We start from the raw sequence: 14,908 nt of genomic DNA, 5'->3' as shown, positions 1-14,908 counted from the left end.
GCCCCCGGCCCGCCTTCATTTCTAGAACTTGATGCGTGCTTCGATGCCATAGGATGAAGGCTGCGAGGGGTAGCCGATGGCCACGTCGAGGCCGGAATAGGCCGGTTGGAAGAATTCCGAGTAATACTCGTCGCCGAAGATGTTCCGCCCGAAGAAATAGACGCCCATGTCGTCGTATTCCACGCCGAGGCGCACGTTGACGAGGTTGTAGGGGTCCTGCACCGCGACATTGTCGGTGTTCCAGTACTTCTTGCCGAAGTGCTGCCATTCGGCGCGCATGAACAGGCCGATCCCGTCCATCAGCGGCTTGCGATACTGCGCGGAGACGGTCGACGAGAACGGGACGGTGCGCGGCGCCTTGTTGCCCTCGTCGGACGGGAACTGCAGGCTGTTGCGGATATTGCTGTCGATCAGACCGATCGCGGCCGAAACGTCGAGCCCCTCGGCGGGCCGCGCCTGAAGTTCCAGTTCGGCGCCGCGAATGCGGACCTTGTCGATATTGTCGATGATCTGCGAGGCCGTCGCCGCCTCGACATAGAAGAACTGGTAGTTCTTCACGTTCATCTGGAAAATCGCGCCGTTGAGCGTGATCCGGTCGTCGGCCCAGGCCGACTTGAACCCGATCTCGTAGTTTTCAAGCGTCTCGGCCTTGAACACCGGCACGCCGACTTGCGGCGCGTTGTATCCGCCCGAACGGAAGCCGGTGCTGAACGTCGCGTAGACGAGGGCATCGTCCGTGGGCTTCCAGGTCAGCGTCGCCTTGGGCTGCACGCGGTCGAACGAGGTCTTGCGCACCGCGCCCGAGTTGACGTCTTCCTGCTTGCGCTTGTCCTTGTCGTAGCGGATGCCGCCGGTCAGCGTCAGGCTCGGACCCAGATCGTAGTCGACCTGGGCGAAGACGCCGTAGGCGTCGTTGTTGTTGTCTTCCCAGTTGTCGGCGAAGATCAACGCGGGGTTGTCGATCTGGTCGGGGGTGCTGGTGACGTCGACGAAGGCCCGCGTCCGCAGATTGCGGTTCGTGGACAGGTAGTTGACACCCACGAGCCAGCGCAGCGGCTGGTTGCCGTCGGAAACGAGGCGCACTTCCTGGCTGAACGTCTCGATGGTCTGGTTCTGACCCTGCCCGGCCTGGAACCCCTGTCCGAAGATGCCCGAGGGCGAGTCCACCGGGTTGCGGAAGTCGAGATCGGCGCGGTTAGTCTGCCGGTAGTCGGCCACGTCGGTGATCGAGGTCAGCGTCGCGCCGCCGAAGTCGTAGTCGATCTTCAGCGTGCCGCCGTAGTTGCGCCCCTCGGCGAAGGCCGGGAAGTTGAACTGCGGGTTCACGAAGTCGTTCGGATCGCCCGAGAACACGGCCGCATAGCTGTTCGAGCCGCCCTTGAAGTCGGCATATTCGCCGCGCAGGTCGACGGTCAGGGCCTCGTTCGGCGTGAACAGCAGGCGTCCGCGCACGGCGTCGTCATGGTCCACGAAGTCGACCTTGTCGCCGCGGAAGTCGTTCTTGATGAGCCCGTCGGACTCCTTGTGCGTGGCCGAGAGGCGGACCATCAGAACATCCCGGACGATCGGCCCGGAAACGCCCCCGGCGAGGTCGAGCGTATCGCCGCGGCCGTAGCTCACCGACGCCACGCCCTGGAAGTCGTTGGTCGGCGGCGTGGTGATGACGTTGATCGCGCCGCCCACGGCGTTGCGCCCGTAGAGCGCGCCCTGCGGCCCCTTGACCACTTCGACACGCTCGAGATCGAACAGAGTCGCGCTGAGCTGCTGCTGGTTGGTCTGCGGAACGCCGTCGAGCACGAAGGCGATCGGCGGATCGGCATTGTTGATCTGCGTGAGGCCGCGCATGGTGATGAAGTTGGAACGGTAGGTATCGCCCCGGTCGAAGGTCATGTTGGGGATCTGCGCGACGACGTCGGCGGTCGACTTGATGCCTGCATCCTCGATCGCTTCGGTGCCGAAGGCGTCGATCTGGATCGGGATGTCCTGCAGGCGCTCTTCGCGCCGCTGCGCGGTGACGATGATCTCGCCCGGTCCGACGTCGCTGGCGGTCGCGGGCGCCGCCCCGACTTGCGCCTGCGCCGATCCCGCCATGGACGATAAGGCGGCGATCGCCGTGCCGATCGATAGCGTCACCTTGAAGCTGTTCATCGCATTCCCCTGTCTTGGCTGCGCACCCTTAACCGGACCGGTTGTGACGACATGCTTGCGCGCCCTCCATCGCGGCGAAGGGTGGCGAGACCGACTTATTTGGGTGGCGGGATGCGCGCATCAGCAAAATGCGATGCACGCCGGGAGCAGCAAGCCGTTGTTATTAATCAAAATGTCGAAGCCTGCTACGCCACGGGGACCGCGCGACGCGACCCGCAGGCGGCGTGCGCGCGTTGATGACTTCCGGGGATCGCCCTAGGCCTATGCCCGGAAAACGCGGTTCGCAGGAGCGCCTGGCGATCTTCGCCGGCTTGCCGGACGCCGGAGCCGAGGGCCGTGGGCGCGCCAGAGTGGAGATCCGATATGACGAAGGAAATTACCTTCCTGACCAATGATGATCTGGACCGGATGTACAGCCCGCCGGGAAGCCAGGTCATGCGTGCGATCAAGACGCATCTGACCGAGTATCATCTCGCCTATCTCGAGCAGGCCTCGTTCTTCGTACTGGCGAGCGGCAGCGAGACGGGCCTCGACGCCTCTCCCCGCGGCGGCTCGCCGGGGGTCGTGCAGGTCATCGACGACAAGACGGTGTGCTTCGCCGATTGGCCGGGAAACAACAAGATCGAATCCTTGCGCAATATCGTGCAACATCCCGATGTCGGTATGCTGTTCCTGTTTCCCGGGCTCGACGTGTTCATGCGGATAAACGGACGCGCGGGACTGACGGCCGACAGCGAAGTGCTCGAACTTCTGAAAGAAGGCGCCCGCATTCCCAAGCTCGCCGTCGTCGTTTCGATCAGTGAGATCTTGTTTCATTGCGGCCGCGCGATCAACCGCGCCGCACTTTGGAAGCCCGAATCGCACATAGACCGGCAATCGGTGCCATCTGTCGGTCAGGTCATGAAAGCCCTGGCCGAGCTCGACGAGGTGCCGGCGCAGGAGCTGGATCAGGCTTACGCCAAAGGCATGATCGAGGATCTCTATTGATTCTCCGCCTCTATCGTGCCGATGCTCATACGCCGGCGAGATAGGCGGCGCAGGCAAGGTCCTGCACGATCGAGCCGAGCGATTTATAGATCGTGACATCGGTTCGGCTGAGGCGGCCGGGCGTGCCGCCGTTGAGAACATGCCCGAGTTCCGGCAGGACGTGATCGTCCGTCACCAGGCCGGCTTCGCGGGCTTTCAGGAATTCGGCGCCCTGCGCCAGCACGCCTTCGCGGTGATCGGGGAAGAACCGCGCGCGGGCGACCAGCGCGGTATCGATCTCGGCCGGGCCGGGGCGGCTGGAGCCCACCACGTTGACATGCGCGCCATCAGGAACGTCGCGCGAGAACAGGACGGGCTTGTCGGCCGCCGTGACCGTGCAGATGATGTCGGCCTCGGCGACCGCGCCCGGTACGTCCGGCGAAGTTCTCGCCGCCAGTTGCAGTTCGCGTTCCACACGGCCGGCGAGCGCCGCCGCCTTGGCCGTGTCGCGCCCCCAGACCGTCACTTGCGAAAGCGCGCGAACATGGCGGATCGCGGCGATATGCTGCCATGCCTGCTCGCCGGTTCCGAGCACGGCCAGCCGGTGCGCGTCCTCGTTCGCCAGGACGCCGGTCGCGACGGCCGATGCGCAGCCGGTGCGGATGGCGGTCACTTCACCGCCTTCGATCACGGCCGCCGGAGCGCCGGTTTCGCGATTGAACACCACGATCACACCCTGATGCGAGCGGCCGCCGGGGGCGCCGGGAAACACGCTCACGACCTTCACGCCGAAGCCTGCGCCGTCGATCGCGCCGGGCATTACGCCGAAAAGGTCGCCGCCGCCCAGGTCGATGATTCCGCGCAGGAGCTGCTGCGTTCGCCCTTCGGCGAGCGCGATCATCGCCTCGCGGACAAGCCCGATGCACGTGGCATGGTCGAGCCGCCGCACGACTTCTTCCCGGTCGATCACGATCATCGGGTCATGCGCCCCATACGGCTTCGGCATAGCGCAGGAAATTCAGCCCCATGACCTTTGCGATCCGCGCTTCGCTCCAGCCCCTGCCCTTGAGCAGCGCGGCAAGCTTGTGGAACTGGTCGGGCCCGCGCAGGTCGGCGACGAACGGAAAGGTGTCGGGCCGCTCTCCGGCGGCGCTGATGCCGGCGGCGCGCCGGTCCGCGATCTCCTTGGCGAGCACGGCCCGATAGGCGTCCAGATCGTCGATCTGCGTCACCGATCCGTCCGTGCCGATACCCACGTGGTCTTCGCCGCAGACATTGACCGCGTGTTCGAGGTGGGCGACGACATCGGCCGCGCGGGCGTGTCCCGTGGGATTGAGGAACGGCATGAAGTATATGCCGACGAAACCGCCGCGCTCGGCCACGAGGCGAAGCTCTTCGTCGGTCTTGTTGCGCGGCAGGTCGGTCAGCGCGCGGCAGCCGGTGTGATTGACGGAGATCGGCTGCGCGGAGGCGCGGGCCGCCTCGAGGCAGGTCTGTTCGCCGCTGTGCGACAGGTCGACCATGACCCGGTTCGCGTTGCAGCGCGCGATGACGTCGCGGCCGAGTGGCGTAATCCCGCGGTTGCCGGGCGCCATGGAGCCGTCACCCAGCAGGTTGGCCGGATTGTAGGTGAGTTGGAACACACGCACGCCGAGCCCCGCGAAAATGTCCACGCGCGACGGGTCTTCGCCCATCATCGCGCCGTTCTGGAAGCCGTAGATCAGCCCGATGCGGCCTTCCTGGCGGGCGCGGCGGATATCGGCGGCAGCAAAGACCTTCAGCACGTCGCGCGCGTGCTCGCGCACCAGCGCATCGCTGGCCGCGATGTCGCGCACGGAAGATTCGAAGGGATCGGCCTCGCCTGAAACGTAGCCGAGCGTGACGTTGATCGCGGTCACGCCCGATGCGTGCGCTTCTGCCAGCACGCGCGGAGAGAGGTTGGGGACGAGGCCGTCGCGCGGATCGTTCGGATCTCCCAGCCCGCCCAGCGCGTTGACGACGATCATCCCGCGTCCGTCGCTCGCTTCGACCTCGGCGGAAAACCCGAGCGCGGCCGCCGCCGTGGCGCCCGTGGCGGCACCGAGAAAGGCTCGCCGGTCAGTCTTCATCGTCGCCACCCATTTCTTCTGCGGTGACCGGGCGATAGTCGGCGCGGCGATATTCGTGTCCGCGCTTCACCGTCAGCTCCACGCTGCGGATATGGCCGATATCCGCGACGGGATCGGCCGAGAGCACGACGAAGTTCGCGAGCTTGGCGGGCTCGAGAGTGCCCATGTCGCTTTCCCGCCCCATCGCACGCGCGCCGACCTCGGTGGCGGAATGGATCGCGGCAAGCGGCGGCATGCCGACCTCGCGCACGAGGAACTCGATCTCGGCGAAGACATCGGGCCACTGGCTCTCCGCCCCGGCGACGGAATCGGTGCCGGTGGAAATCGGCACCCCGGCGCGCCACGCCTGCCGCGTCAGGCGGGTCGTCGCCGGCCCGGTGCACCGCAGCGGTTTGCGTTCGGGATGGGCGGCACGCTCGGCATCCCGGCGCACGAACAGGCTGCCGGTCGCATCGAGGATGGTTCCTCGGCGCACCATATCGGCGAACAGCCCCGCCATGACCGGGTCTTCGGGTTGCTCGAGCAGGTCTTCATGGACGGGCGTGTGATCCTCGTACGAGGACAGCATGACCGGCTCGACCTGGTAGGCGAGATAGCAGACATGGCTCACGGTATCGACGCCTGCGTCGATCACGTCGGCCGGACGGGTGGGGAACACCGCGCTGTGGGCCCATACCAGCATGTGCTGGCGGTGCGCTTCGCGCGTGATCGCCGCGATGAGATCGCGGGGCAGGTCGGCATAGATCTTTATCGCCGTGGCTCCCGTGCCGCGCGCGAGCGTGACGGCCTCGGACAGATCGGTCTGCGCGTCGATGGCCTGCATCCATGGCGCCGTTCCGGGCGCATATCCCTTGCTTGCCGCCCCGACGCGGGGATCGGCGAAGAAGGGCCGTCCCGCGAACAGCGCGACAAGGGCGATATCGGGCGCGGGGATTTCCGCGTAGCGGGCTTCGCGCGCCAGTTCTGCGACAAAGCGCGTGTCGTCGGCCATGTCGCGCACCGCGGTCACGCCGCCGTAGAGGTCGCGCCGAAGCTGCGCGCGCGCCTTCGCCGGGTCGGGCGGCGTGGCCATGTGGACGTGGCTGTCGATCAGTCCGGGAATGACGAAGCGGCCCGAAAGATCGATGTGCCGCGTGCGAACGTCGTCTTGCGCAGCCGACGAGCCGTGCGGAACGATCGCGACGATGCGCTCGTCCGCGACGACGATATCCTGGTGATGCCGCGCCGCCGCGCCCGTTCCGTCGATGACCGTGGCGTTGGAATAGATGGCTTGTTGGACAGGAGGCTCGGCCCGGCCGGCTGCCGCATGGAGAAGGGAGACGCCGAGAAGAGCCGTGGCGATCGCCCGAAATGATGGCAGGTTCATTTCCAAACCATTCCAGTCTTGGCGACCCGGGTCAATGGCGATGCAGGCACGGTCAGCATGCGCCTGCTGCAACGGACGAAATGCGGCTCCGCGCTCACACCAGCCCGCCGCGTCATCGGCAATGATAGGAGAACGCCTTCCCCTAAACCGCTCTCATCGCCGAAAAACTGCGGCATTAGGTAGCAGGCGCAGAAAGCCTGCGCGGCTGCGCTGCGGGTGGCTCGCGGTGGATGTGATCAATGCTGGTCCGCACCCGCGCCAGTTCGCCGGTGAGCGCGGAATATTTCTTGCCGAGAGCGTGGCGAAGGTTGGTTGATCCCATCCCGGCAGACTACCGGAACTCCCCGGAATCCGCGCCCGACTTTCCTTCTGCCGTTGCTACCTAATGCCGGAAAATTGGCGCACCCGACATTGCTAAAACTTCTGTCGCAGACAGTGTCGGGACGTCCATAACTACTCTGTAAAATCAGGGATTTGTCTTCTACCGTGTTCACGGTTGATCGCCCCCGATTGCCTGCATTTCGATCATCATGTGGGGTCGAAAGTTGGAACAATTTTTATGGTGTGTATAACCTATGGCACTGACAGCATTGAAGGTGAAGAACGCCAAGCCCGGTCGCTACGTTGATGGCCGTGGCTTGTGTCTTTTCGTGAAGGAAAGCGGCTCCCGCAGTTGGGTCTTGCGGATGCAGCATAACGGCAGGCGGCGCGATTACGGATTGGGATCGGCGCTCGATGTGACGCTGACCGAGGCGCGGGACGCCGCAGCCGCATTGCGCCGCCAGGTTCGCTCTGGGATCGATCCGGTTGCCGAGCGACGCAAGTCGCGCAAAGTGGTGCCGAGCTTCGAAACCGCAGCGCGCGAATGCTACGAGGCGTTGAAGGACGGCTGGAAGAACCAGAACTACCGCAACTGGATTTCCAGCATGGAAAACCACGTCTTCCCGCTGATCGGCAGGAAGCCCGTCGATCAGGTGGACAGCACCCACGTCGTCGAGGTGCTCACGCCGATCTGGCTCGAAATCCCCGATACTGCTCGCAAGATCTTGCAGCGCATCGGTGCCGTGCTCGACTTCGCGCATATCAAGGGATGGCGTGAAGAAGAGGCTGCGCTGCGCTCAGTCCGCAAAGGATTACCGCGCCAGACCGACAAGGTCGAGCACTTCAAGGCCATGCCCTATGCCGACATTCCAGCGTTCATGAAGGAGTTGGCGGCCGCATCACCCACCACGGGCCGCGATGCCCTGCGTTTCACGATCTACAACGCCGTGCGGTCGAGCGAGACGCGCAAGGCCGTCTGGACCGAGATCGATTTCGACAAGGCAACCTGGACTATCCCCGGCGAGCGCATGAAGGCAAAGGAAACGCATGTCGTGCCGCTCTCTAAGGCAGCGGTTTCGATTCTGCGTCGGCGCTGGAAACTGCGGACGAGCGACGCTGGCCTCGTGTTCTCGAATAATGGCGAGAAACCCATCAGCGACATGACAATGACCAAGCTACTGCGCGATGCCGGGATCAAGGGTGCAACCGTCCACGGCTTCCGTTCCGCGTTCACCGATTGGGCAGCAGAGAAGACCGACTTCCCGAAGGAGGTCGCGGACAAGGCACTGGCGCACAAGCTTAGCAACCAGGTTGAAGCCGCCTATCGCCGCACCGACTTCTTCGACAAGCGGCGCGACTTGATGGTTGTGTGGGCAGAGTTCCTAGGTCAAATGTAAGTGGATGAGACTTCCACTTGTAGAACGTGGCCGAACTGATCCCATGGCGGCGGCATACCTCCGCCGTCGGCATCCCCGCCTCCTGCTCCTTCAAAACCGCGATGATCTGCTCTCCGCTAAACCTGCTTCGCTTCATTTGCGTCCGACTCCTTCGCGTCGGACTCTACCAATTTGCGGTCACATTTCAGGGGAGCACGTCACGACTGACATGGCATTGATGAACGAATAGCTTGCGAGGTTCGTTTCGGAATTGACAGAGTAGCGCTGTAAATCTCCACAATGCTGCTGCCGACAGCCGATCATTAAGCATGATCAGATTGAGCACTCTACCAGTGCCCAGCTCGGCATATCTAAATCATGTGACAGCGAGCAAGGAATTTTGCTCAGGAGCCTGGTTTCTCCCGTACCTTGCCCGAGGAAATATCGACCGATACCACGCCGTCTCTGACCCTAGTGTCGAACACTTTCACCGGCTTTGTCGCCGGTAGCTTATCCGGCCAACCAGTTTTGAGATCGAATGCTGAACCATGCAGCACACATTCAATATGACAGTTCTCCAGAAAACCTTCCGACAAACTCCAGTTTCCGTGAGAGCATTTATCTGAAACCGCGAAAAATTCACCATCGGACTTACAGACTGCCAGGGCTTCGTCTAAACCGTCAGGCTCGAAGCGCAGAACCTCGCCATCCGCTAAGTCGTCACTTCTGCATACGTCAACGTACACGTTTTTTCCTTATCTTAACTCGGTGAGCGCATTGCTAGTGGAAGCCGCATGGTCTCATTTCAACACGAAGCTGAACAAACTATGGGATCCGACCTCGATCTAAAGGCCGGGGGGGACAAGGTGCCCCCCCTATCGGCGAAACCTGTTCTTCAAGTCTCCAGTCAATCCTAATTCTCAACTTAGTAGTCGAATTGAACCGTCAAACCATAAGTCCGTGGCGGCGCGAAAGTGCCGAAGGCTATCCGATTACCACGTTGCGTGAAAACATGCGTGCGATAGACCTCGTCAGTGAGATTCTTGACCCATGCCTGAACCATCCACCTATCGTCTGAGGAATGCCAGGCGAGCCAGGCATCTGCTACAGTGTGCTCGGGAATCACGTCCAGCGGGTTATTGTCGACGTTCGTATAAGAAATGCTCTGGTATCGCGCACTCGCGTTTGCGAGGAGATAACCGCTGTTGCCTCCCAGATCGAATTCATACTGAATGTGCCCGCCCGCACTATGTTCAGGAGCCTGACGCAGGACATTCCCTGAGAAATCGCCTCCTCCGGAAATATCGGGGGTTCCGAAGAAGTCCTGGAATGTAGCATCAAGGTAAGAATAGAATCCGCCGATCTGCAAGCCATCAGCTGGCAATGCGGTGAACTCCGCCTCCAGGCCAAGGATTTCAGCATTAGCTGCGTTTTCCGTAATGAATTCGCCTGCGCCCGATGTGGGAGGCTGAAAGAAGCGCGTAACCTGCAAGTCCTTGTAATCGACATAAAAGCCGGAGAGATTGATGCGCAGATGCCTATCGAAGAAATCACCCTTGAGACCAATCTCATAATTTGTGGCCTCTTCGGGCTCAAACGGCGTAGTCGCCCCGGCGGCAGTAGTGGCAGAGCCAGTATATCCACCGCTCTTGAAACCGGTCGACACCGTACCATACAGCATCACGTCGTCTGCAACGTCGTAATCGACAGCGAGCTTCCAAGAGAAGTTATCCCAATTGTCGCTGGCACTCGCCGGATCGAACTGGGAGAGGACAAGTTGCAGTGATGGGGACTGCGGCATGTCATTAAACGCTACAATCTCCTTTTCTTCGTAGGAGAACCGCCCCCCGGCCGTTAGAGTTAAACGAGGCGTAATCTCGTAACTACCCTGCGCAAAGCCCGCGACTGCCCAACCATCGAAAAGCATGTTTGCAATTGCATAATTCGGTTCAAGCGATGCATCCGCAAGCGCTGTAAACAGAATTCCTTCTGCACGGTTTATTTCTTCGGACGTAGCAAAGACACCGACTACCCAGTTGAAGGGCCCGTCGTTCGACGCAAGGCGCAGTTCACCGGTAAACTGTTGGGAATCTTCCCAAATGATATCCGTATTGTCGAATGTGAATCCAATCGAAGGATCGCCAAGCAGGAGATCGTTCGGATTTCCATTGGAGCCGGTGAGGTCTACGACCGGAGAAGGAGGCAGACCAGTATCGTCGTGCTCGAAGAAATAATCGGATTCCCGGTAGGCTCCATTGAAGGTCAAGGTGCCGATGGAAAGCTGCTTGTTGACCTCAATCATCGCACCGAAAGCCTCGCGGCTCCCGCCATTGTCATCCTCACCGAGATATGTGCGAACGGAGTCCGCTCCTCCCAGCGCAATATCCACGGCAACAGGATCTGACGCGCACCCACAGTCATGGAGCGGTCCTGCAGAACCGACCGGCTGTCGGTTGATGTTGCCAAGCTCTTCGTCCACGCCGTCCAGCGATAGCAGGACATCCAGTGTATCAGACGACTCCCAGCGGGTCTGCCAGCGCCAAGAAAACTGGTTGTTCCCACCTATTCTCTCAACCGTCCCCGGCACCCTTGACTGCTCCACCACCTGTTCGGGAATGATCCAATCGTCATATCCATCGAACGTTCGGCGACTGAAGGAAAATTTGGTGAATAGATTATCCGCCAGCGGAACATTGATAAGTCCGGCAGTGTCAAACTGGCCGTAATTGCCGATGGTCTGCCGCAGGCGCGCCCGGAAAGTGCTATCAGGCTTGCGCGTGACGTAATTGATAACGCCGCCAATCGAATTCTTGCCGAAGAGAGTACCCTGCGGACCACGTAGAATCTCTACCCGCTCCAGATCGAATATATCGACATTCGATGCGCTACGTGCAGCGAAATAAACACCATCAACCATCACCAGAGTGGAATCCGATGCGCCTGCACCATCTTCCTTCGTTCCGATTCCACGGATTGAAATCTCCGGCTGGCCAGGCTGGAAAGTGTTGAATGCTAGACCGGGTGTTATCTGAGCGAGATCGGTCACGCTGGTAATGCTCCCGGCTTCCAGCGCTTCGCCCGCGACAGCGGATATGGCCACTGGGATGCTCTGGAGCGACTCCTCCCTTTTCTGGGCAGTCACGACGATTACACCGAGACCTGTCGAATCCTCGGCCTCCAGGGCGTCCGTCTCGGTTGTCCCATCATCTTGGGCAAAGACAGTTGCCGGAAACATTGCGAGTGGCGCGCAGGCCGCCAGCAACCAGTAGCGTCCAATTACCTTTTTCGCAGGCTGTTTCTTTATCATATTTTCCCTCCCGGTGCTCCGTGTGACTGACCAAAACAATCAGGCGCATTTCTGCTAAGCAAGCGCTTAATTAGCCGGGCTTCGCGATATGTCAAGATTCCCGTTCGTCGCATACACGCGATGCATCATGAGATGTCGCACCGAGGTCCTAGGGTGGATCGCAGGTGGAGTTTCTTGGCAGCAAGACGTTGGTCATGATGCAATCAGACCGCCTTGAATTCGATCCATATTTCTTTGGGGAGGGGTGTGATTCGATTGCGGACGAGGCCATTCACGATCAAGCAAGACCGTCATTTCGCTCACCTCTTAGCTCGATCGAACATCTTCATCGGAGCAATGGCCTGTATTGACGGCCTGGATATTGAGTAATCCGTGAGAGCCGAAGGTTCCTACCTTTTAGCTGGTCCGCGCCACCATATCCCGGTCTTGGGTGTCAGTCGTCAGAACATTTGGCACCACTCGCGGCGTAAATTAGCGAAGCAGCGTCGGCCTTATCTTGGGGTTGATGTTGGGCGGCAAGCTTGCGGTGCTGCAAGCGCCGATGTGCGATGGTCTTGCGTTTGATCCTTTCTCGTTGTTGGATGATGGCTGGAGCTCTGCCGAAGTACGCGTCTGCGGGCGTCACGTTGCTCAGGCTCTCATGGTAGCGCTGGTGATTGTAATGCTCAACGAAGGCCTCGATCTGCGCCTCCAGATCGCCAGGTAGGAAGTAGTTCTCCAGCAGCACGCGGTTTTTCAGGGTCTGGTGCCAGCGCTCGATCTTGCCCTGAGTCTGGGGATGGAACGGAGCGCCGCGCACGTGGCTCATGGCTTGCGCTTCGATGTATTCTGCCAGTTCGCACGCGATGTAGCTCGGACTATTGTCCGAGAGCAGCCTCGGCCTGTACTGAACATGCGCGTTATCGCAGCCGAGGCGGCCAGAGCCATATCCAGCGTGTCGGTGACGTCCTCGGCCCGCATCGTGCTGCACAGTCGCCAGGCGATGATGTAGCGCGAGTAATCGTCGAGCACCGTCGACAGATACATTCAGCCCCAGCCGATGATCTTGAAGTAGTCGAAGTCGGTCTGCCACATCTCATTGGGCCGGGTGGTCTGGAAGCGATCGGCCGCCTTGATCACCACATAGGCCGGGCTGGTTATCAGGTCGTGGGCCTTCAATAGCCGGTAAACCGTGGCCTCCGACACGAAGTAGCGCTGCTCGTCGGTGAAGCGCACCGCCAGTTCGCGGGGGCTCAGCTCCGACTGCTCCAGCGTCAGTTCGACGATCTGGCCCTGGATCCCGGACGGGATACGGTTACACACCCGGCTCGGCGCCGATGGCCGATCGGCAAGCCCTTCCGGCCCGCTTGTCCGTTATCGGTCATTCCAGCGGTAGAAGGTCCGCCGCGGGATGCCGAGCTGATCCAGCGTGCGCTTTGCTGGCAGGTGCGATTGCTCGACCAGCTTGGTGATCTCGAGCTTTTCGGTTGCGGGATACCTCATTCTTGGCCTCCCCCATCCGCCAGCATGCTTTTTTTGAGCAGACGGTTCTCGAGCGTCAGGTCGGCGACGCATTCCTTCAGATCGCGGGACTCACGGCGCAAATCCTTCATCTCGTCTGTCGTCGCCGCACGGGAAGTGTCGCCAGCCAGGCGGCGCTTGCCAGCTTCCATGAACTTCTTCGACCAGATGTAATATAGGCTCTCGGCAATGCCTTCCTCGCGGCACAACTCGGCGATGCTGTCTTCACCGCGCAGCCCATCCAGCACGATCCGGATCTTGTCCTCGGCCGAGAAATGGCGCCGAGTGGCACGGCGGATGTCCTTCACCACCGCTTCCGCAGGAGCCTTGGCGCGCGATTTTGTATTGGAGGGTTTGGGTCTCATCTTATGGGATGGACGCCTCCCGCAATCGGGCCAAGAAGATTGCAGCAACAATTGGGCAGAGGAGTTCGTCACATGCACATGCTGGCGATCGATTTGGGCAAGCAGTCCTTCCACATCTATGGGCTAACTGACGATGGCGAAGTGGTTTCGCGCAAGGTTGGGCGGGCCAAGCTTGTCGACGCGGTGACCAGATTACGACCACAATTGGTCGCGATGGAAGCTTGCGCTAGCTCGCACCATTGGGGTCGCACCTTCGAGTCTTTGGGGCACGGTGTGCGTCTCATCCATCCGCGTTTTGCAAAGCCGTTCGTGAAGGGATCGAAGAACGACGCAGTCGATGCCGAAGCCATTTTCGAAGCAGCTGCCAGACCAACCATGCGGTTCGTGCCACTGAAGAGTGTCGAGCAGCAGGATCTTCAGTCACTGCATCGAACGCGCGACAGGCTGGTCGTCCAGCGGACCGCTTTGATCAACCACACGCGTGGGCTTTTGGCTGAGTATGGCATAGTCATGCCCGCTGGTGCGTCCCGGTTCCGCTTGCAGATCGAGAGAATCATTGAGACCGCCGAACTCTCGGACTTGGCCGAGCCCCTGTTTCGACAACTCGTTGAGGAGTATCGCGACCTTGATGCCAGAGTGTCGGCTCTTGATGACATGCTGGTCAAGATCTGCCGCACCGACGAACGTTGCAAACGTCTGACCACGCTACCTGGCGTAGGACCGATCGTCGCGACCTCCTTGGTGGCCGCGATTGACGATGGCCGACACTTCAAATCAAGCCGGAGCCCTCTCTGCCTGGATAGGTCTGGTACCGCGACATTACACGACCGGCGACAAACCAAGGCTGGGCGGCATCGGAAGCAGGGCCAACCATTATCTCAGACGGCAACTTATTCACGGGGCTCGATCAGCATTGCTAAGGATCAGCAAGCACGAAGACCCGCGATCAAAATGGGCGCAGGACCTGCTAACCCGAGCTGGGCACAACAAGACGCTCGTCGCCATGGCGAATAAGACGGCTCGCATGGCATGGGCGATATTGCGCAGCGGAGAGAGCTACAAGGTCGCGTGACCATGGCTCAGCGCTGAGCGGGATCACGAATGGCTTTAAATGCGAGGTGAAGACTTGATGGTGTAACGGCACGGACCGCCGCTTCACAGCCTGTGAGGAACGATGGCCTTCGAGGCCGCTCATCTTAGAAGGCACTGAACCGCGCGGATTCGCATCATGGCCAGAAGCAAGTTTGCTTCGATCGATAGGCCGGATAGATTCACGCATCCAATGCCGCAGCACGATCAAAAATCCACCTTGCGCGGGAGGCGTCCATAGATTCGTTCCTTCGTCACTACGACGAGACCCAAACCCCCCTTAAATCACAACCTCAAACCTGTGCCATGGGTGCTGACGGGGGACAGATCTAGGGCACCTTCTCTGGCCGGGCACAGCCATT

8 protein-coding genes and 3 pseudogenes are annotated in these 14,908 nt (G+C 60.8%); 3 read left to right on the top strand and 8 right to left on the bottom strand.

What is annotated here, in order from left to right; all coding sequences use genetic code 11:
• Nucleotides 1-21: 21 nt before the first annotated feature.
• Nucleotides 22-2,148 (bottom strand): TonB-dependent receptor, encoded by a 2,127-nt coding sequence (locus tag B2G71_RS12135; RefSeq protein WP_098106040.1) that lies wholly within the window; start codon nucleotides 2,146-2,148, stop codon nucleotides 22-24.
• 336 nt (nucleotides 2,149-2,484) lie between these two features.
• On the opposite strand from B2G71_RS12135, the gene B2G71_RS12130 reads away from it, so the two are divergent.
• Complete coding sequence (locus tag B2G71_RS12130) at nucleotides 2,485-3,135, top strand: MSMEG_1061 family FMN-dependent PPOX-type flavoprotein (RefSeq protein ID WP_206049392.1); 651 nt, start codon at nucleotides 2,485-2,487, stop codon at nucleotides 3,133-3,135.
• Nucleotides 3,136-3,160: 25 nt separating this feature from the next.
• On the opposite strand, the gene B2G71_RS12125 is transcribed toward B2G71_RS12130, so the two are convergent.
• Genes B2G71_RS12125 through B2G71_RS12115 form a run of 3 tightly spaced genes read right to left on the bottom strand, consistent with a single transcriptional unit; the run spans nucleotide 3,161 to nucleotide 6,588 of the window.
• The gene (locus tag B2G71_RS12125) at nucleotides 3,161-4,090 is read right to left on the bottom strand and encodes an ornithine cyclodeaminase family protein (RefSeq protein WP_098106384.1); all 930 of its coding nucleotides are present in this window, start codon (nucleotides 4,088-4,090) and stop codon (nucleotides 3,161-3,163) included.
• A gap of 4 nt (nucleotides 4,091-4,094) precedes the next feature.
• A complete protein-coding gene (locus tag B2G71_RS12120; RefSeq protein WP_098106034.1) occupies nucleotides 4,095-5,222 on the bottom strand; it encodes a membrane dipeptidase in 1,128 nt (375 codons plus the stop codon).
• Complete coding sequence (locus B2G71_RS12115; protein ID WP_098106033.1) at nucleotides 5,212-6,588, bottom strand: amidohydrolase family protein; 1,377 nt, start codon at nucleotides 6,586-6,588, stop codon at nucleotides 5,212-5,214. Before B2G71_RS12115 ends, B2G71_RS12120 begins: the two co-directional genes overlap by 11 nt.
• 575 nt (nucleotides 6,589-7,163) lie before the next feature.
• Here B2G71_RS12115 and B2G71_RS12110 point away from each other — a divergent pair.
• The gene (locus B2G71_RS12110; RefSeq protein WP_098106031.1) at nucleotides 7,164-8,306 is read left to right on the top strand and encodes a site-specific integrase; all 1,143 of its coding nucleotides are present in this window, start codon (nucleotides 7,164-7,166) and stop codon (nucleotides 8,304-8,306) included.
• A gap of 7 nt (nucleotides 8,307-8,313) precedes the next feature.
• On the opposite strand, the pseudogene B2G71_RS12105 reads toward B2G71_RS12110, so the two are convergent.
• From B2G71_RS12105 to B2G71_RS12090, 4 genes and pseudogenes are all read right to left on the bottom strand, one after another.
• Nucleotides 8,314-8,442, bottom strand: a pseudogene (locus tag B2G71_RS12105) (transposase); the annotation flags it as partial.
• Nucleotides 8,443-8,689: 247 nt separating this feature from the next.
• Nucleotides 8,690-9,031, bottom strand: coding sequence for a non-heme iron oxygenase ferredoxin subunit (locus tag B2G71_RS12100; protein ID WP_098106029.1), 342 nt, complete (start codon nucleotides 9,029-9,031; stop codon nucleotides 8,690-8,692).
• A gap of 179 nt (nucleotides 9,032-9,210) precedes the next feature.
• A complete protein-coding gene (locus B2G71_RS12095; protein ID WP_098106028.1) occupies nucleotides 9,211-11,592 on the bottom strand; it encodes a TonB-dependent receptor in 2,382 nt (793 codons plus the stop codon).
• Between the two features lie 511 nt (nucleotides 11,593-12,103).
• Nucleotides 12,104-13,457, bottom strand: a pseudogene (locus tag B2G71_RS12090) (IS3 family transposase); the annotation flags it as partial.
• Between the two features lie 72 nt (nucleotides 13,458-13,529).
• Here B2G71_RS12090 and B2G71_RS12085 point away from each other — a divergent pair.
• Nucleotides 13,530-14,529, top strand: a pseudogene (locus B2G71_RS12085) (IS110 family transposase).
• Nucleotides 14,530-14,908: the final 379 nt, after the last annotated feature.

The sequence above is a fragment of the Novosphingobium sp. PC22D genome, assembly GCF_002556635.1.
GTDB lineage: Bacteria > Pseudomonadota > Alphaproteobacteria > Sphingomonadales > Sphingomonadaceae > Novosphingobium.
Note: the sequence above shows the minus strand (reverse complement) of the source record. Positions and strands in the feature narration are given on the sequence as shown.

Bases quoted from the DNA above. Each gene is read 5' to 3' on its own strand.
- B2G71_RS12115 (WP_098106033.1), bottom strand. From the start codon at position 6,588: ATGAACCTGCCATCATTTCGGGCGATCGCCACGGCTCTTCTCGGCGTC.
- B2G71_RS12125 (WP_098106384.1), bottom strand. From the start codon at position 4,090: ATGATCGTGATCGACCGGGAAGAAGTCGTGCGGCGGCTCGACCATGCC.
- B2G71_RS12095 (WP_098106028.1), bottom strand. From the start codon at position 11,592: ATGATAAAGAAACAGCCTGCGAAAAAGGTAATTGGACGCTACTGGTTG.
- B2G71_RS12110 (WP_098106031.1), top strand. From the start codon at position 7,164: ATGGCACTGACAGCATTGAAGGTGAAGAACGCCAAGCCCGGTCGCTAC.
- B2G71_RS12120 (WP_098106034.1), bottom strand. From the start codon at position 5,222: ATGAAGACTGACCGGCGAGCCTTTCTCGGTGCCGCCACGGGCGCCACG.
- B2G71_RS12135 (WP_098106040.1), bottom strand. From the start codon at position 2,148: ATGAACAGCTTCAAGGTGACGCTATCGATCGGCACGGCGATCGCCGCC.